This is a genomic window from Streptomyces sp. NPDC014861, from assembly GCF_043081625.1.
In the GTDB taxonomy this organism is placed as follows: Bacteria; Actinomycetota; Actinomycetes; order Streptomycetales; family Streptomycetaceae; genus Streptomyces.
The window spans coordinates 87,317-104,412 of the sequence record NZ_JBIBWV010000013.1 but is presented as its reverse complement, the minus strand read 5'-3'; the positions used below and the strand labels follow the sequence as shown (position 1 = coordinate 104,412).

Annotated in this window: 17 protein-coding genes; 10 read left to right on the top strand and 7 right to left on the bottom strand. The window is 73.3% G+C overall.

Going from position 1 to position 17,096, the window contains the following annotated elements; genetic code table 11:
* The first annotated feature begins 139 nt into the window (after positions 1-139).
* The 3 genes from ACF1BN_RS24320 to ACF1BN_RS24310 all read left to right on the top strand — a co-directional run bounded on the left by ACF1BN_RS24320 (position 140) and on the right by ACF1BN_RS24310 (position 4,003).
* Positions 140-1,630: a long-chain fatty acid--CoA ligase gene (locus ACF1BN_RS24320; protein ID WP_392333703.1), complete on the top strand. Its 1,491-nt coding sequence runs from the start codon at positions 140-142 to the stop codon at positions 1,628-1,630.
* A 78-nt stretch (positions 1,631-1,708) separates the two neighbouring features.
* The gene (locus ACF1BN_RS24315; RefSeq protein ID WP_392333702.1) at positions 1,709-3,400 is read left to right on the top strand and encodes a carboxylesterase/lipase family protein; all 1,692 of its coding nucleotides are present in this window, start codon (positions 1,709-1,711) and stop codon (positions 3,398-3,400) included.
* A 162-nt stretch (positions 3,401-3,562) separates the two neighbouring features.
* Positions 3,563-4,003 carry a CoA-binding protein gene (locus ACF1BN_RS24310; RefSeq protein WP_392333701.1) on the top strand — a complete coding sequence of 147 codons (441 nt, stop codon included), beginning with the start codon at positions 3,563-3,565 and terminating at the stop codon, positions 4,001-4,003.
* 18 nt (positions 4,004-4,021) lie between these two features.
* Here the strand turns inward: ACF1BN_RS24310 and ACF1BN_RS24305 are convergent, their stop codons facing one another.
* Positions 4,022-4,585 carry a YbaK/EbsC family protein gene (locus ACF1BN_RS24305; protein WP_392333700.1) on the bottom strand — a complete coding sequence of 188 codons (564 nt, stop codon included), beginning with the start codon at positions 4,583-4,585 and terminating at the stop codon, positions 4,022-4,024.
* Positions 4,586-4,776: 191 nt separating this feature from the next.
* Entirely contained in the window at positions 4,777-5,349 is a 573-nt protein-coding gene (locus ACF1BN_RS24300; RefSeq protein ID WP_392333699.1) for a helix-turn-helix domain-containing protein, read from the bottom strand.
* A gap of 193 nt (positions 5,350-5,542) precedes the next feature.
* Between ACF1BN_RS24300 and ACF1BN_RS24295 the strand changes: the two genes are divergently transcribed.
* Positions 5,543-6,406, top strand: a complete 864-nt coding sequence (locus ACF1BN_RS24295) for an EamA family transporter (RefSeq protein ID WP_392333698.1) — start codon at positions 5,543-5,545, stop codon at positions 6,404-6,406.
* Here the strand turns inward: ACF1BN_RS24295 and ACF1BN_RS24290 are convergent.
* The gene (locus ACF1BN_RS24290; protein WP_392333697.1) at positions 6,390-7,253 is read right to left on the bottom strand and encodes an acyltransferase; all 864 of its coding nucleotides are present in this window, start codon (positions 7,251-7,253) and stop codon (positions 6,390-6,392) included. The two genes, ACF1BN_RS24295 and ACF1BN_RS24290, sit on opposite strands and share 17 nt — an antisense overlap.
* A gap of 170 nt (positions 7,254-7,423) precedes the next feature.
* Between ACF1BN_RS24290 and ACF1BN_RS24285 the strand changes: the two genes are divergently transcribed.
* Positions 7,424-7,951, top strand: coding sequence for a gamma carbonic anhydrase family protein (locus ACF1BN_RS24285; protein WP_392333696.1), 528 nt, complete (start codon positions 7,424-7,426; stop codon positions 7,949-7,951).
* Positions 7,952-8,139: 188 nt separating this feature from the next.
* On the opposite strand, the gene ACF1BN_RS24280 is transcribed toward ACF1BN_RS24285, so the two are convergent.
* Both ACF1BN_RS24280 and ACF1BN_RS24275 read right to left on the bottom strand, forming a co-directional pair.
* Positions 8,140-8,805 carry a DedA family protein gene (locus ACF1BN_RS24280; RefSeq protein ID WP_392333695.1) on the bottom strand — a complete coding sequence of 222 codons (666 nt, stop codon included), beginning with the start codon at positions 8,803-8,805 and terminating at the stop codon, positions 8,140-8,142.
* A 388-nt stretch (positions 8,806-9,193) separates the two neighbouring features.
* Positions 9,194-9,646 carry a DUF4442 domain-containing protein gene (locus tag ACF1BN_RS24275; RefSeq protein WP_392333694.1) on the bottom strand — a complete coding sequence of 151 codons (453 nt, stop codon included), beginning with the start codon at positions 9,644-9,646 and terminating at the stop codon, positions 9,194-9,196.
* Positions 9,647-9,958: 312 nt separating this feature from the next.
* Here ACF1BN_RS24275 and ACF1BN_RS24270 point away from each other — a divergent pair, with 312 nt between their 5' ends.
* Both ACF1BN_RS24270 and ACF1BN_RS24265 read left to right on the top strand, forming a co-directional pair.
* Positions 9,959-11,089, top strand: a complete 1,131-nt coding sequence (locus tag ACF1BN_RS24270) for a hypothetical protein (protein WP_392333693.1) — start codon at positions 9,959-9,961, stop codon at positions 11,087-11,089.
* Between the two features lie 64 nt (positions 11,090-11,153).
* Complete coding sequence (locus ACF1BN_RS24265; protein ID WP_392333692.1) at positions 11,154-12,569, top strand: MFS transporter; 1,416 nt, start codon at positions 11,154-11,156, stop codon at positions 12,567-12,569.
* Here ACF1BN_RS24265 and ACF1BN_RS24260 read toward each other — a convergent pair.
* Positions 12,531-13,376, bottom strand: a complete 846-nt coding sequence (locus tag ACF1BN_RS24260; RefSeq protein ID WP_392333691.1) for a spermidine synthase — start codon at positions 13,374-13,376, stop codon at positions 12,531-12,533. The genes ACF1BN_RS24265 and ACF1BN_RS24260 overlap by 39 nt on opposite strands.
* Before the next feature lie 164 nt (positions 13,377-13,540).
* Positions 13,541-14,440, bottom strand: a complete 900-nt coding sequence (locus ACF1BN_RS24255) for a DNA alkylation repair protein (RefSeq protein ID WP_392333772.1) — start codon at positions 14,438-14,440, stop codon at positions 13,541-13,543.
* A 47-nt stretch (positions 14,441-14,487) separates the two neighbouring features.
* Between ACF1BN_RS24255 and ACF1BN_RS24250 the strand changes: the two genes are divergently transcribed.
* From ACF1BN_RS24250 to ACF1BN_RS24240, 3 genes are all read left to right on the top strand, one after another.
* Complete coding sequence (locus tag ACF1BN_RS24250; RefSeq protein WP_392333690.1) at positions 14,488-15,309, top strand: TVP38/TMEM64 family protein; 822 nt, start codon at positions 14,488-14,490, stop codon at positions 15,307-15,309.
* Positions 15,310-15,458: 149 nt separating this feature from the next.
* Positions 15,459-16,334 carry an undecaprenyl-diphosphate phosphatase gene (locus ACF1BN_RS24245; protein ID WP_392333689.1) on the top strand — a complete coding sequence of 292 codons (876 nt, stop codon included), beginning with the start codon at positions 15,459-15,461 and terminating at the stop codon, positions 16,332-16,334.
* A 72-nt stretch (positions 16,335-16,406) separates the two neighbouring features.
* Positions 16,407-16,853: a nuclear transport factor 2 family protein gene (locus ACF1BN_RS24240; RefSeq protein ID WP_392333688.1), complete on the top strand. Its 447-nt coding sequence runs from the start codon at positions 16,407-16,409 to the stop codon at positions 16,851-16,853.
* The last annotated feature ends 243 nt before the right edge of the window (positions 16,854-17,096 follow it).

Sequence of the window (17,096 nt, the reverse complement as noted above, 5' to 3'; positions counted from 1 at the left end):
CGGCGGAGGGGCTGATGCACAGCCCCAGGACCCACATGATGGGCGTCTGCACATGGCCTCGGGGTGCTTCCACGATCGATTCTGTGCCGTGTCACGGAATGTTGACACGGCCGTCAACACCACGACTCTGGAGCGTGTCATGTCACTGAGCGTCGCCGGCGTGCTGGGCGAGTCCGCCCGTCACTTCCCCGACCGGATCGCCGTCGTCGAGGGCGCGAGCCGGTTCACCTACCGCGAGCTGTGGGACGCGGCGCTGCGCTGCGCCGCCGGGCTGCGCGAGGCGGGGGTGAAGCCGGGCGACCGGGTGGCGGTGCTGCTGCCGAACACGACGGAGTTCCTGCGCGTCTACTACGGCGCGCTCGCCGTCGGCGCGACGGTCGTTCCGGTGCACGCGCTCCTCGTCGCCGACGAGGTGCGTTTTGTGCTGGAGCACAGTGGCGCGGTCGCGATCGTGAGCGGCGGCCCGCTGTGGGCGGTCGCCGACGAGGCGGCGCGGGCGGCCGGGGTGCGGGCCTTCCAGGGCGCGCCGTCGGCGCCGGAGCCACTGGCCGCCGCGGAGCCGGCGGAGCCCTCCGACACGGCGGTGATCCTCTACACGAGCGGCACCACCGGGCGCCCCAAGGGGGCACGGCTGACGCACCTCAACATCGTGATGAACGCCGCCGTGACCTCGCAGGATCTGCTCGGCCTCGGCACGGACGACGTCGTCCTCGGATGTCTGCCGCTCTTCCACAGCTACGGTCAGACGTGCGCGATGAACGGGACGCTGCGCCAGGGAGCCACGCTTGTGCTGATGCCCAGGTTCAGCGGGCCGGCGGCGCTGGAGGTGCTGGCCGACGAGGGCGTGACGGTGTTCATGGGCGTGCCGACGATGTACCACGCCCTGGTGGAGGCGGCGGGGGTGTCCAAGCGGCGTCCCGCGGCGCTGCGCGCGGCGGTCTCCGGTGGCGCGGCGCTGCCGGTCGCGGTGCTGGAGCGCTTCGAGGAGACGTTCCGGACGCAGATCCTGGAGGGGTACGGCCTGACGGAGACCTCGCCGGTGGCGACGTTCAACCAGCCGCACCTCGGGCGTCGCCCCGGCACGGTGGGGCATCCCGTGTGGGGCGTCGAGATCGGGGTGGCGGACGCGGCGCTCGACGGCGCGATCCGGCTGCTGCCTGACGGCGAGGTCGGGGAGGTGGTGGTGCGGGGGCACAACGTCTTCGCCGGGTACCTCGACGACCCGGAGGCGACGGCCGCGGCCGTCGTGGACGGCTGGTTCCGCACGGGCGATCTGGGCACGCGTGACGAGGACGGTTTCCTGCGGATCGTGGACCGGAAGAAGGATCTGGTGATCCGCGGCGGCTTCAACATCTATCCGCGCGAGGTCGAGGAGGTCCTGGTCCGGCACCCCTCGGTGTCCGAGGTCGCCGTGATCGGCGTGCCGGACGACGCGAAGGGCGAGGAGGTGTGCGCGGTGGTCGTACGCCGCGAGGGCCTCGCCCCCGTCACGGAGGACGAGCTCGTCGACTGGGCGCGCGAGCGCCTCGGCCGTCACAAGTACCCGCGGATCGTCCGATTCGTCGACGCGCTGCCGCTGGGCCCGACCGGCAAGATCCTCAAGCGCGCTCTCGTGGCACCGGCCGTCTGATCCCCCTGGCCGACCCGGCCGGCCGCGCCTGCGCGCGGGCCGGGACGCTCGACCCACCCGACGCGGAAGGACACAGCCATGACGACGCGGGACCAGGAACAGGACGGGGAGCGGGACGCCCGGTACGCGCCGGGGGCGGCGCCCGAGGCGGTGCTCGTCGCGGGGCGGGTGAGCGGTGCGTATGTGGGTGACGGGGTGGCCGGCTTCCTCGGCGTGCCGTACGCGCGGGCGCCGTTCGGGCCGCTCCGATTCCGGGCGCCCGAGCCGGTGGCGCCGTGGGAGGGTGTACGGAAGGCCACGGAGTTCGGGGCGACCGCGCCCAAGCGGCCCTACTCTCCGCCCCTGGACACACTGCTGCCGGACCCGACCGTCGAGGGCGACGACTGCCTCAACGTCAACGTCTGGGCGCCGTGGGGTCCCGGCGGTCCCCCGGCCGGTTCCGGCGGCGGAGGGCAGGGCGACCGCGGCAGGCCGGTCATGGTGTGGATCCACGGCGGATCGCTGATCCACGGGTCGAACGCCGTGCCCCTGTACGACGGTGCCGCCTTCGCGCGCGACGGCGTGGTCCTCGTCTCCCTCAACTACCGTCTCGGCGTCGAAGGGTTCGGCGTCTTCCCCGACGCACCCGCCAACCTCGGGCTGCGCGACCAGATCGCCGCGCTCGAGTGGGTGCGGGAGAACGCCGCGGCCTTCGGCGGCGATCCGGGACGGGTCACGGTCTTCGGGGAGTCGGCCGGTGCGATCTCGATCGCCGCGCTGCTCGCCTCGCCGCTCGCGCGCGGATTGTTCCGGCGCGCGATCGTGCAGAGCGGGGCCCCGATGGCACTGCCCCTGGAGCGGGCGCGCCGGACGACGGAGGCGATGGCGAAACGGCTGGGGATCCCCGCGACGGCGGAGGCGTTCGCGGCGGTGGACCGGGAGCGGTTGCTCGCGGCGCAGACCGAAGTGACGGCGAAGGGCTCGCCGTTGACGGGCGGCGGGCACACGTTCCAGATCGCCGTGGACGGGGAGGTCGTACCGCGCGATCCGGCGGAGGCGCTGACGGCCGGGGGGTCGCGTCCGGGCGTGGGGGCCGGCGCCGGAGCCCGGGCCGGAGCCGTGGCCGGCCCGGGGGTGGGACGTGGGCGAGAGGCCGCTGGGCAGCTGCACAAGGGCGGCACCTCCGCGCAGGCGTTCGCAGACACCAGCGTGGAGGCGGGTGAGGTGGACCTGCTGATGGGGACGACCTCGGAGGAGTACCGGCTCTGGTTCGTACCGAGTGGGCTCGTCGAGCGGTTGTCGCCGCTGATGTTGCGGCTGGCCCTGTGGAAGACGCGGGTGCCGTCGCGTACGGCGCGCGTCTATCGGGCGAACCGGCCCGGGGCGCGGCCCGGCGAGGTGCTGGGGGCGCTCGCGACCGACAAGTTGCTGCGGGTGCCGTTGAACCGCGTCGCCGACGCGCGGCTGCGATCGGGGGCGGCGGCGGGTCGGACGTATCTGTACGAGTTCGGGTGGCCGTCGCCGGTACTCGGACTGGGCGCCTGCCACGCGCTGGAACTCGGGTTCGTCTTCGACACCCTGGACACGCCGGAGGCGGAGGCGATGACGGGTCCGGGCGCGCCGCGCGAGCTGGCGGCCTCGATGCACGCGGCCTGGGTGGCCTTCGCGGCGGACGGCGATCCCGGGTGGCGGGCGTGGGACGCCGAACGGCCCGTGATGGCCTTCGGCCCGGGCCGCCCGGCCCTCGTCCTGGCCCCGCGGGAGGACGAACGGCACGCCTGGGACGCCTGATCCGGCCCCCGGGCCCCCGCCCCGGCCGCCGCGCCCCGGCCCCGTCCGCCGGGCCCAGGCCATTCGCCGCGCCCCGGCCGGCCGTCGGAACGGGAAGGATCCTGGACCGCGGCGGGTTCCTATCGGTGAAGGCAGCGGACGGAACGAAGGAAGGCACCAGGGATGAGCGTCGACACCACGACCACCGAAGCGACGGAGCGTTCCGAGGAGGAGACCGTCCGCCGGATCCTGACGGGCACGGGTGACACCTGGGCGATCGTGGGTCTCTCCTCGAACCGGGCGCGTGCCGCGTACGGGGTGGCGGCCGTGCTCCAGCGCTTCGGCAAGCGGATCGTGCCGGTCCACCCGAAGGCGGAGACGGTCCACGGTGAGCCCGGTTACGCCTCCCTGGCCGACATCCCCTTCCCGGTCGACGTCGTGGACGTCTTCGTCAACAGCGACCTCGCCGGCTCGGTGGCCGACGAGGCGCGGGAGATCGGCGCGAAGGCGGTCTGGTTCCAGCTAGGCGTCGTGGACGAGGACGCCTACGCCCGCACCACGGACGCCGGACTGGACATGGTGATGGACCGCTGCCCCGCCATCGAGATCCCGCGTCTGGGCTGATGCCCAGGGTCCCGCTCGTCAGGACGCGGGACGGCCCAGGTCCTCCAGCACCACGGCGTTCGGGAGTTGGGCGAACGCCTTGCCCGGCATGATGATCTTGCCTCGGCGGCGGCCGCTGCCGATCAGGACCCAGGGGGTGTCGACGACGGCGGCGTCGACGAGGAGGTTCCAGTCGGCGGGGAGGCCGAGGGGCGTGATGCCGCCGTACTCCATGCCGCTGTCTCCGGTCGCCGTTTCCATCGAGGCGAAGCGCGCCTTGCGCACCCCGAGGTGCTTGCGTACGACGCCGTTGACGTCGACCCGCGTCGCCGACTTCACCACACAGGCGGCGAGGGTCGTCGTCTCGCCCCGCTTGCCCGCGACGACCACGCAGTTGGCGGACTGGTCGAGCAGGTCCGGGCCGTAGTGCTCGACGAAGACGGCCGTGTCGGCGATGGCCGGGTCGGTGTCGACGTACAGGATCTGGTCGGCCGGGACCGGGCCGGTCCAGGCGCGGACGGCCGCGGCGACGGGCGCGGTGAGGAGGTCGAGGCTGTCGGGGGCGGGCAGGGCGTCGTCGAAGTCTCCGATGGGTGCGCGCATGCCGTCACGCTAGCCGCTCCCGCCCGCCGCACGGCCGGGCGTCTCAGCGTGCGGGCGACTCGACGCGTGGGTGACGGGTGACGGGTGACGGGCGATAGGCGGCAGGCGACTCACCGTACGGGGCGACTGAGCGCACGAGCCACTCAGCGTACGAGCCACTCAGCACACGGGCGGCTCAGCGCACGGGCGGCTCAGCGCACGGGCGGGATCGAGACGGCCATCGTCATCTCGACCGTCTCGTCACCGTCGTTGCGGTAGGTGTGCGGCGCCGCTGCCTCGAAGGCGACGGAGGTGCCGGCCGGGACGGTGTGCTCGACGCCGTCGACGACCAGGGTGAGCACGCCCGCGACGACGTGGAGCAGCTCGGTGGTGCCCTGCGGGTGCGGGTCGGAGGCGCTGCCCTCGCCCGGCACGAGGGACCAGGACCAGAGTTCGAGGGGGCCGCGGGCCTCGGTGCCGACGAGCAGGGTGGTGTGGCTGCCGGCCGGGGTGGACCACATGCGGACGGCCTGCTCCGGCGGGACGAGCCGGACATGGGGGCCCTGCTCGTGGTCGAGGAGGGTGGTGATGGAGACGCCGAGGGCGTCGGCCAGCTTCACCGTGGTGCCGACGCTGGGGTTGGTCCTGGCCTGCTCGATCTGAATGATCATGCCGCGGCTGACCCCGGAACGGGCGGCGAGCGCGTCCAGGGTGAAGCCTCGTTCGTTGCGCCAGCGCTTCAGGTTACGGGCGAGCGACTGGGTCAGCTGGTCGAGGTCCGACACATTCCGTCCAATATCCTGGATGACATAGTTCAACAGACTGCACTACGGTGGGGTGTACCCGACTGTGCACTGCACTGTACTGCCCCACTCCGCCCCGAACCGGCCCTCTGCCTGCTGCTCGTCCGCCCTACCTGCCTGCCTGTCTGCCTGTCTGCCTGTCTGCCTGTCTGCCTGTCTGCCTGCGAGGAACCCCATGACCGCCGTGTTCGCCCTGGCCACCGCCCTCCTCTGGGGCTTCGCCGACTTCGGGGGTGGACTGCTCACGCGACGCATCCCGGCCCTCACCGTCGTCGTGGTCTCGCAGTGCATCGCGGTCGTGGTCCTCGGCACGGTCGTCGTCGCCACTTCGGCGTGGACCGAGGCCGGGCCCGGGCTCTGGTATGCGGTCGGCGCCGGCGTCGTCGGCCCCGCCGCCATGCTCGCCTTCTACAAGGCCCTCGCGCTCGGCCCGATGGGCGTCGTCTCGCCGCTCGGTTCGCTCGGCGTCGTCGTCCCGGTCAGCGTCGGCCTGATGCTCGGCGACCGGCCCGGCCTGTTCCAGATCGGCGGCATCCTCGCGGCCGTGGTCGGCATCGTCCTCGCGGGCGGGCCCGAACTGCGCGGCGCGCCCGTGCAGCGACAGGCCGTCCTGCTCACCCTCTTCGCCGCGTTCGGGTTCGGCGCCGTCATGGCGCTCATCGCCGAGGCGTCCACTACGGTCACCGGCCTGTTCCTCGCGCTCTTCGTGCAGCGCGTCACCAATGTGGCCGTCGGCGGCGGCGCGCTCTACCTCTCCGTACGGCGCGGCGGCCGCGCGCTGCCGGCGGAGGGCTTCGGAGTGATCCGCGGCGCGCTCCCGGCGCTCGCCTTCGTGGGCCTCGCCGACGTCGCCGCCAACGGTACGTACGCGCTGGCCGCGCAGCGCGGGCCGGTCATCGTCGCCGCCGTGCTCGCCAGCCTCTACCCGGTGGTGACCGCGCTCGCCGCCTTCGGCGTGCTCCGCGAACGCCTGCGCGCGATCCAGGCGGCGGGCGCGGGCCTCGCCCTCGTCGGCACGGTCCTCATCGCGGGCGGCTGACCCGCACCGCCGCCTCCACCACTTCCGCGACTTCCGCCGTGCCCACGGTTCCCACCACTCCTGCGGCCTCCACTGTTCCCGCCGCTTCCCTCGCTTCCGCCGCCTCCGCCTGCTCGACCTCCCAGGCCGCCAGCGCCGCCAACTGCTCGGGCGTGACGTGCTCGGGGATCGGCTTCGGTGCGGGGGTGCGCAGCGGCGGCTGCCAGCCCTGCTCGGGATCCCAGCGCCGTACGACCCTGGCCGGTGCGCCCGCCACCACCGAGTGGTCCGGCACCTCGCCGCGCACCACCGCGCCGGCCGCGACCACGACGTTGCGGCCGATCCGCGCACCCGGCAGGATCACCGCCCCCGTTCCCAGCCAGCAGCCGGGGCCGATCGAGACCGGCTCGGAGCGGGGCCACTGGCGGCCGATGGGCTCGTGGGGGTCGTCGTAGCTGTGATTGGTCGACGTGATGTAGACGTACGGCCCGCAGTACGTGTCCGAGCCGATGGTGATGGTCGTGTCGGCGATGACGTGGCTGCCGCGGCCGAGCACGACGCCGTCGCCGAGGGTGAGGACCGTCTCCGTGCCGAGGTCGAGTCCGGGCAGCATCCCGGCGGTGAGGGTGACCTGCTCGGCGATGATGCAGCACTCGCCGATCTCGATCCACGGCTCGCCGAAGACCGTGGCCTGCGGGAAGGCCAGCCGGGTGCCCGCCCCGAGCCGTCGGAACCGGAGGCGTCCGGGGTGCTCCGCCGTGACCGCGCCCGCCTGCTGCGCCCAGCGCCAGCCGCCCTGGAGGGCGTGGGCGACGACCCGGCGCCGCCAGGCGGCGAGCGATGAGAACGTGTTTCCGTTTCTGGGCACCCCGATACCGTAGTCGGCGGCTTCGTGGCTGATCAGTGCGGTCCCCTGTGATGTCCGTCATGGGGTCGGCATAGGGTGCGGGCAGACAACCGGAAGGCGCGACACCGTCACGGTCGCGCGGGCCGTGCACCACGGCCCGCGCGCGCCGTAGAGACCCTCAGGAGTGACCCATGGCAGAGGCGTTGATCCAGGCCGTCGGCGGCAAGGAGCCGGCCGTCGACCCGACCGCCTTCACGGCCCCGACCTCGGTGGTGCTGGGCGACGTCACGCTCGGCGCGCGCGCCGGCATCTGGTACCACGCGGTGCTGCGCGCCGACTGCGGCCCCATCACCGTCGGCGAGGACTCCAACATCCAGGACAACTGCACCGTCCACGTCGACCCCGGTTTCCCCGTCTCCATCGGTGACCGGGTGACGATCGGGCACAACGCGACCGTGCACGGCTGTGTCATCGAGGACGACGTCCTCGTCGGCATGGGCGCGACGGTGCTCAACGGGGCCCGGATCGGCGCCGGATCGCTGATCGCGGCGCAGGCGCTGGTACCGCAGGGCATGGAGGTGCCGCCCGGTTCACTCGTCGCCGGCGTCCCCGCCAAGGTGCGCCGGGAGCTGACGGAGGAGGAGCAGGCCGGCATCCGGCTGAACGCCGAGATGTACCTCCACCTGGCCAAGAGCCACGCCGAGGCGTACGAGGGCTGACCGCCGGCGGACGGCGGTACGTGAGAGAGGGCGGCACCCGGACTTCCCGGGCGCCGCGTGACGGAGGGCGGCACCCGGAACGGCTCCCGGGCGCCGTGTGACAGAGGGCGGCACCCGGAACGACTCCCGGGCGCCGTCCTCCTTCGCGTACGGCCGACGGCTCGGGCGCGCTTGCGCCAGGTCGTCGCTCAGTCCGCCGCGACCGGCTCCAGCGGGGCCTCCGTGCGGTGCTGCGCCTGCTGCGCCTCCGCCGCGGCCTTCTTGGCGCGGTTCTTGATGATGAGCATCGAGGCGACGCCGATGAGGACGGCGAGCACCAGGCCCAGCCAGGAGAACCGCTTCAGCCACGCCTCGGCGACGATGCCGACCGAGTAGATGACGGCGGTCGTGCCGCCCGCCCACAGGATGCCGCCGAAGACGTTGGCGACGAGGAACTTCCAGTACGGCATCTGGAGGACGCCCGCGAGCGGCCCGGCGAAGATCCGGAGCAGGGCGATGAATCGGCCGAAGAAGACCGCCCACATGCCCCACTTCTGGAAGGAGCGCTCGGCGAGCGCGATGTTCGCCTCGCTGAAGTGCTTCGGGAATCTGCCGCCGAGCCAGGCGAGCAGCGGACGGCCGCCCCTGCGGCCGATCGCGTACCCGATCGAGTCTCCGATGATCGCGCCGGCGGTGGCACAGCCACCGAGCACGTACGGGTTGATGTCGCCGTGCTGCGAGGCGAGCAGGGCCGAGCTGACGAGGACGATCTCGCCGGGGAGCGGGATGCCGAGACTCTCCAGGCCGATCACCACCCCCACCAGGGCGTAGATGGCGACGGGCGGGATGGTCTCCAGCCACTCCTGGACGTGCAACGCGGGTTCCTCCCGTTGTGCGGGCGCGGCCCCGGTCACGGGTCGCTGCGACGGCGCGCCCCGCGTCGGGCACGCCGCCGAACAACCTACCTGCTCGATTCGACCGGACCCCGCCCCAGAGGCGAGGGGAGGAAAGGGGGTGACAAAGGGGTGGCAAAGGGGTGGCAAAGTCGATCGGCCGACCTTCGCCCGCCGGACGGGAAGCGCCGCGGAAACGGCCGCAGGAACGGCTGCGGAAGCGGCCTTGAAAACGACGGTCGGGGAGCGCCGCGTACACGGCACTCCCCGACCCGGCCCCGCCCCATCCGATCCGCTACGACCCCGATCCGACCCGATCCGTTTCGACTCGGCCTGATCTCATCCGATCCGATCCGATCCGATGCGGAAGCTACGCGTTCGGCCTCAGGGTCCACAGGACCGTCATCTCGCCGGTGACGGCGCCGTCCTCGCGGGTGATGTCGATGCGGACCGGGAACTCGGGGCGCTGCCCGGCGTCGAGGTCGGCGACGACATCGGCGATCGGGCGGCCGAGCGTGGCGGTCGCGGTGACGACGCCCATGGCCAGCTTCTTGTACGCGATCTCGGCGTTGACGGCGAGCGGTACGGCCCGGCCGAGCTGGTCACCGAAGGCGGCGAGGACGATGGCGCCGCTGGCGGACTCGGCGAGGGTGAACATGGCGCCGGCGTGCGGGCCGCCCACGTGGTTGTGGTAGGCGGGCTGGTCGGGCAGGCGCACGACGGCGCGCTCGGCGGTGGTCTCCAGGAACTCCAGGTTGAGGGTTCCGGCCATGGGGACCGTGGCGGCGAGCATGTCGCCGATGGACTTCTGGTCTGCGCTCATGGCCCGGGATGTTACCCGTGAGTAGATGTCTTGGCCATGCCCTCTGCCCTGCCGATCCCTCCCCGGACTCCCCCGGGACTTCCCCGGGACTTCCCCAGGGCTTCCCCAGTGAACGCGCGAGGACTTCCCCGAGGCCTCCCCCTTCCTCCCCCTCCCCCAGCCCTTCCCTGACAGATCCCCTGACGGATCCCCCGAGTCATCCCGCAGACTCCCTCGTGGACCACCGAGTCCCCTCGACGACTCCCCCACCGCCTCACGGGAGCAGGGGCCGGGCATGGCCGGGCCATCCGCACCCCTCTATCGTTACGGCCCATGTGGCCAGGACAGCAGCCGCCCGGAGGCGAGCAGAACCCGCAGGACCAGAATCAGAACCCGTACCAGCAGCCGGGGTACCAGCAGCCGAACCCGTACCAGCAGCCGACACAGCCGGGGTACCCGCAGCAGGGCGGTTGGCAGCAGCAGCCGCAGCAGCAGCCGGGCTACCCGCCGCAGGGGTACCCGCAGGGACAGCCGCAGCACGGATACGCGCAGCCGAACCCGTACCAGCAGCCGACCGTGCCGCAGTACCAGGTGCCCGGGCCCACCCCGCCGCAGGGCTCCGGCGGCGGAGGCGGCCGGAAGACGCTGATCGCGATCGCGGCGGCCACCGCCGTCGTCGTCGCGGCGGGCGTGACCACCTTCCTCGTCCTGGGCGACGACGAGAAGAACGTCGCCGACAAGCCGGGTACGACCACGTCCGCCCCGCCCACCGGCACGGAGTCGACGGGCTCGACCGCGCCGGCGGAGCCGACCGACGGCGCCACGACCGAGCTGGACAACCCGCGCGACGGCAAGACCTTCGAGCCCACGATCCCCGGCTGGAAGGTCGTCCACAATCCGACGTACGGCACCCTGTTCGACGTCCCGCCGGAGTGGGAGGTCCTCAAGCCCACCATGAGCAGGGGCTACAGCGACGCCAAGAAGGGCGACGGCTCCCCGCTCGTCGTGATGTCGGGCTCCACCGACTTCAAGAGCGAGTGGTGCTCCTTCGACAAGGACAAGAGCGGCTCCCCGGACACCTGGGGCCTCGCCTCCGCCGGGTCGAAGGGCCTCCAGGGCGCGAAGGACACCGCCTCCGCCGCGCGCAACCAGGCCGGGGTGTGGGTGTGGGCGGCGTTCGCCCAGCACATGCCCGAGAAGAGCATCCAGATCACCAAGGCCGTCCCGTACACCACGGCTTCCGGGCTCCAGGGCAGCCTGGCCACGGCCACGGCCCCGAAGGTGACGAAGCGGAACAAGTGCGAGACCGACGGCAAGTCGGTCGCCTTCGCCTTCAAGAACGCCGCGAACGACTACGCGGCCTTCGTGCTCTACGGGGTCGACGGCGTGAAGGACGAGCTCCCGGACGTGACGATCAAGAAGATCCTCTCCACGGTGCGGCTCACCGAGGAGCCCGCGTCCTGATCCCGCCCGGCGCCGTCCGGTTATCGGTTTGGCAGGAAGGGGAGGAGGCGGGGATAGTCCCGGGGTGACGAAACGCTCCGCCTCCTCCCCCGGCACCCGCCGCCCCGAATGGGCCGGGCGCAACTACGTGCTGCTCACCGCCGCCACCATCGTGACCAGCCTCGGCGCGAACGGCGCCCTGATCGCCACCACCTGGGCCGTCTTCGAGGCCGGCGGCGACGCCGGCGACGTGGGCCTGGTCGCGATGGCGCGCTTCCTGCCGCTCGTCGTCTTCCTGCTCATCGGCGGCGCCGTGGCGGACCGCATACCCCGGCACCGGGTGATGGTCGCGGCCAACACCGTCAACTTCGTCTCCCAGGCGGTCTTCGCCGTCCTCGTGCTCTCCGGCACCGCCGAACTCTGGCAGATGATGGTGCTCACCGGACTCTGCGGCGCCGGGCAGGCGTTCTTCAACCCGGCCGCAGAGGGCATGCTCATGTCCAGCGTCACGGGGGAACAGGCGAGCCGCGCCTTCGCCTTCTACCGGATGGCCATGCACGGGGCGGGCATCGGCGGTGCCGCGCTCGGCGGCGCGCTCGTCGCCTTCGTCGGGGCGGGCTGGGTGCTCGCCATCGACGCCGCCGCGTTCGCCGTGGCGGGCTCCCTGCGGGCCTTCCTCGACGTCAGCGGCATCCCGGAGCGCAAGCCCGGCGGCGGCCTCCTCTCTGATCTGCGTGAGGGCTGGCAGGAGTTCATCGGCCGCCCGTGGCTGTGGTCGATCGTCGCCCAGTTCTCGGTCGTCGTCGCGCTCATCGGCGCGGTGGAGTCGGTGTACGGGCCGCTGGTCGCCCGGGACGAACTCGGCGGCGCCCGCCCCTGGGGCATCGCGCTCGCCGGATACGGCGTCGGAACCGTCGCCGGCGCGATCCTGATGACGCGGTGGAAGCCGCGCCGGCTGCTCCTCGTCGGCACGCTCGGCGTGTTCCCGATCGCGCTGCCCTCGGCCGCGCTCGCCGTCCCGCTGCACCCGGTGGGGCTCACTGCGGTGATGTTCGTCAGCGGCGTGGCGATGGAGATCTTCGGCGTCTCATGGATGACGACGATGCACCAGGAGATCCCGGAGGAGAAGCTGTCCCGGGTCTCCGCCTACGACTGGTTCGGCTCGACCGCGCTGCTGCCGCTGTCGACCGCGCTCGCGGGCCCCGCCGAGGCCGCGTTCGGCCGGAAGGAGTCGCTGTGGGGCGCCGTGGTGCTGATGACCCTCGTCACCGCGCTCGTCCTGCTCGTCCCGGACGTGCGCAACATGACCCGGCGTCCGCACGGTGCACCGGCGGCGAAGGGCGACGGGGGCGGGCAGGCGGACGGTGACGCGAGAGGCGAGGGAGTCGCGGGCCTCGGCGCGCCGGTGGCGCCCGCGGGCGGACCGGTCGGGGCGGCGGGCGCGGTGCCCGCGCCCGGCGTGTCAGCCGATGCCGAAGGCGCCTTCCGGCGGAACGGGTGACCCCACGGCCTCGGCGTCGTCCACCGGGGCCGCGTCCCCGGTGAACCGGGCCAGCGCCTCGCCGTGCTCCACGCGCGCGGGGAAGGCGTCCCCGGCGGCGCGGCGGCTGAGGCCGGGGATGTCCAGGGGCGTGTCGGAGGCGACGAGGATCGCGTTCCCGAACCGACGGCCGCGCAGCACCGCCGGTTCGGCGATCAGCGCCAGCTCGGGGAAGACGGCGGCGAAGGTGGCGAGCTGGCCGCGGAGGAAGCCGAACGGCGCCCCGTCGGCCAGGTTCGCCGCGTAGATCCCGCCCTCGCGCAGCACCCGCCGGACCTCGCGCGCGTACGTGAGGGAGGTCAGGTGCGCCGGGACGCGCGAGCCGCCGAAGACGTCGCCGACGATCAGATCGGCCGAACCGGCGGGCGCCGCCTCCAGCCACGCGCGCGCGTCGTCCTCGTGCACGGCGACACCCGAGCCCTCGGGCAGCGGCAGATGCTCGGCGACCAGCGCGACGAGCCCCCCGTCGGCCTCGACGACGTCCTGGCGGGAACCGGGCCGGGTGACGGCGACGTACCGGGGCAGCGAGAGCGCCCCGCCGCCGAGGTGGAGCACGTCCAGAGGCGCGCCCTCGTCCGCGGCGCCGTCGACCACGTGCCCGAGCCGGCGGGCGTACTCGAACTCCAGGTGCTCCGGGGCGTCGAGGTCCACGTACGACTGCGGGGCACCGTCGACCGTGAGGAGCCAGGCCCGCTCCCGGTCGACGTCGGGCATGAGGCGCGCGGTGCCGTGGTCGACCGCGCGCAGGACGGGGATCTGCTCGTTCACCCCTTCATTGTGCAACCGCACAGAGAATGCTCGCGCCCCTGCCGGTGAGGCCCACCCGCCCCTCGCTGTCGCGCTCCCCCGCTCCCTGAGGCACCGCGCGCACGGGGTTGAGCGCGCGTGCACGGGGTTCAGCGCGTGCACAGGGCTCAGCGCGTGCACAGGGCTCACAGATGCTTGAGCGCCTCGCGGACGGAGAGCGGGGAGAAGAGGGAACGGTTGCCGGCGACGAACGCCCGCACCTCGCCCGGGGCGGTCTTGGCGTATTCGCGCAGGCTCCAGCCGATCGCCTTCCGGAGGAAGAAGTCCGTGTCCGCGGCGCGCCGGAGGCAATAGGCGAAGAGCCGGTCGGCGTCCGTGTCCTCCTTGAACCGCAGCTGGTGGAGGAGGGCGGTGCGGGCGAGCCACAGGTCCTCGTCGTCGATCCAGGCGTCCATCTCCGCGGCGAGCGCGGGATCGGCGGCGACGAGTCCCCCGACGACGTGGGCGGCGAGGTGGTCGACGGTGTCCCACCACGAGACCGTGGTCACGAGCCGGCGCGCGACCGGCAGGAAGTCGGACGAGCAGCGCTTCACGTGCCGGCGGAGGTAGTCGACGGCGAAGTAGTGGTACTCCCGCTCGGGGAGCGCGAAGCAGCGCAGCGCGACGGCCGCGCAGTCGTCCTCCCCGGGGCGGGGCGTGCCGGCGAGGACCGTACGGGAGAGGGCGCGGCGTTCCGGTGTGCGGATGCCCAGGAAGGGCGCGACGCCCTTCATGTACGCCACCATCTCCTGCGCCCGGAAGGGGTTCCCGGCCGCCGGGTAGAGCGTGGTGAGCCGGTCCAGGACGGTGTCGGCGAGCGCGCTGTCCGGGATCCCGGTGCCCCGGAGCCCGCCGTCCGGGAGCCCGCTGCCCGGGAACCCGCCGTCGAGGAGTTCGGCCTCGGGCGACGCGGCCTCGGACGGCACGGCCTCGGACGGCGCGGCCTCGGGGGTGGCGGCGTGCGACGGCGGCACGGCGGGGGCCGGGGCGGGTTCGGGGCCGGGCACGGGACCGGAGGGGGCGGCGGGTTCCGGGGCGGCGGACATGGCGCACATTACGGCGATCATACGGAGGTGTCCGTTACTCTCCCGGGATGCTCGCTCCCGTGCCCCGGCCGACGGACCCGTTCGCCGTCCGCTGCTCCCGGGCCCTGCTCTCGCCCCGGTCCCGGCTCTCGCTGCTCGCGCTCGTCCTGCTGACCGCGGGGAGCCTGGTGCTGCTGTACGAACCGCAGCGGCTGCTGGCCTCGGGGTGGCCGCAGACGGGCGGCGCGGGCGCGGTGCTGCTGTTCGCCCTGGCGTACGGGCTGTGCACGGCGGCGTTCGTGCCGCGGCCGGTGCTGAACCTGGCGGCGGGCGCGCTCTTCGGCACGGCCGCCGGACTGACGGCGGCGGTCGCGGGGACGGTGCTGGGCGCCGGCATCGCGTTCACGCTGGGCCGGGTGCTGGGGCAGGACGCGCTGCGGCCGCTGGTCAAGGGGCGGTGGCTGCGGGCGGCGGACGGGCAGCTGAGCCGGCACGGCTTCCGCTCGATGCTGGCGGTCCGGCTCTTCCCGGGTGTGCCGTTCGCCGCCGCCAACTACTGCGCGGCGGTCTCCCGGATGGGGTACGTGCCGTTCCTGCTGGCGACCGCGATCGGGACCGTGCCGAACACGGCGGCCTACGTGGTGGCCGGGGCGCAGGCGGGCGAGCCGGGATCTCCGGCGTTCCTGATCTCGGCGGGGTTCATCGTGGTGTCGGGGCTGGCCGCCGCGGTGGTGGCCTGGCGCAAGCGGCACGCGCTGCGGCGCCCCGCCGCCGACGCCACCGCCGCTGTCGCCGCCACTGTCGCTGTGGCTACCACCGCCGACTCGGCGCCCGCTCTGGTGGCCACCTCCGGCTCCCCTGCGGGGCGTGAGCCCGTACCGGCTCCGTAGAAGTCGCCGCCGGCCTTGGCCCGGCCTCGACGGCCTTCGCACGGGCGGCCCGCCGCCGACACCGTCTGATCACGAACACGTCACCTTGGGGCGGTACAGTGCGCTCGACCTGCTGACGCACTCGTACATATCGGGACGGCCCAAGCCCCATGAGTTGGTTCGAATCGTTCATCCTGGGACTCGTCCAGGGGCTGACGGAGTTCCTTCCCATCTCCTCCAGCGCGCACCTCCGGCTGACCGCCGCCTTCGCGGGCTGGGAGGATCCGGGCGCCGCCTTCACGGCGATCACGCAGATCGGTACGGAGACCGCCGTCCTGATCTACTTCCGCAAGGACATCGGCAGGATCGTCACGGCATGGTTCCGTTCGCTGACGGACAAGACGATGCGGTCCGACCACGACGCCCAGATGGGCTGGCTGGTGATCGTCGGCTCGATCCCGATCGGCGTCCTCGGCGTCACGCTCAAGGACCAGATCGAGGGCCCCTTCCGCGACCTGCGGCTCATCGCCACGACGCTCATCGTGATGGGCATCGTCCTCGGCATCGCCGACCGGCTCGCGGCGCGCGACGAGGTCGGCGGCCGGCACCGCGCGATCCGCGAGCGCAAGACGCTCAAGGACCTCAACGTCCGCGACGGCCTGATCTACGGCTTCTGCCAGGCGATGGCGCTCATCCCGGGCGTCTCGCGCTCCGGCGCGACGATCTCCGGCGGTCTCCTGATGGGGTACAACCGCGAGTCCGCCGCCCGGTACTCGTTCCTCCTGGCGATCCCCGCCGTGCTCGCCTCCGGCGTCTACGAGCTGAAGGACGCGGGCGAGGGCGGGCACGTCTCCTGGGGGCCGACGATCTTCGCGACGATCGTCGCCTTCGGCGTGGGCTACGCGGTGATCGCCTGGTTCATGAAGTTCATCACCACGAAGTCCTTCATGCCGTTCGTGATCTACCGCATCGCGCTGGGCATCCTGCTGTTCATCCTGGTCGGCACGGACGTCCTGAGCCCGCACGCGGGCGAGTCCGGCCACTGACGCGCGGCCCCGGGGGCGGACCGGGGGCGCGCGCCTCTTGGCGGCGCGCGCCCGCTGCCCGACACTGAGGCGATGACGCAGCGCGTGGACCTCGCGAACGTGATGGACCGGCTCGCCGTGGAGGACCTGGTCACCGGCTACGCGGTGGCCGTGGACGACGCCGACTGGACCGCCTACCTGGCCCTCTTCACCCCCGACGGGCGCGCCGACTACACCGGCTCCGGCGGCATCGAGGGACCCGCGGCCCGGGTGGCCGACTGGCTGGCGGAGACGATGACGCTCTTCCCGGTGCGCCAGCACCTGATCGTCAACCGGCGGGTGACCTTCCACCGGCCCGGCGGCTACGCCGAGAACGGCGACGCGGCCGATGTGCGCGCCGACTACGTCAATCCGATGCGGATGACCTCGGGCGAGGACTTCGTCTGCGGCGGCCGGTACGCCTTCGCCGCCCACCGCACCGCCGACGGCTGGCGGCTGCGCTCGGTCGTGGTGGAGGAACGCTGGCGCCGACTCCCCTGAACCCGGGCCGCGGCGCCGACTCCCCTGGCCCCAGGCTGCGGCGCCGACTCCCCTGGCCCCAGGCCGCGGCGCCGCGCTCCGACCTGCCGTCGCCTCGGCCCGGAGCGGCCCTCGACGGGACCCGGCCCCACAGCCCACCACGCCCCGGCCCGCCCCGCCCCGGCCCGGCCACGTCCTGGCCCGGCCCGCCCCGGCCCGGCCACGTCCTGGCCGGGCCCGGTCCGGGCGCGCGGCGCAGACTGG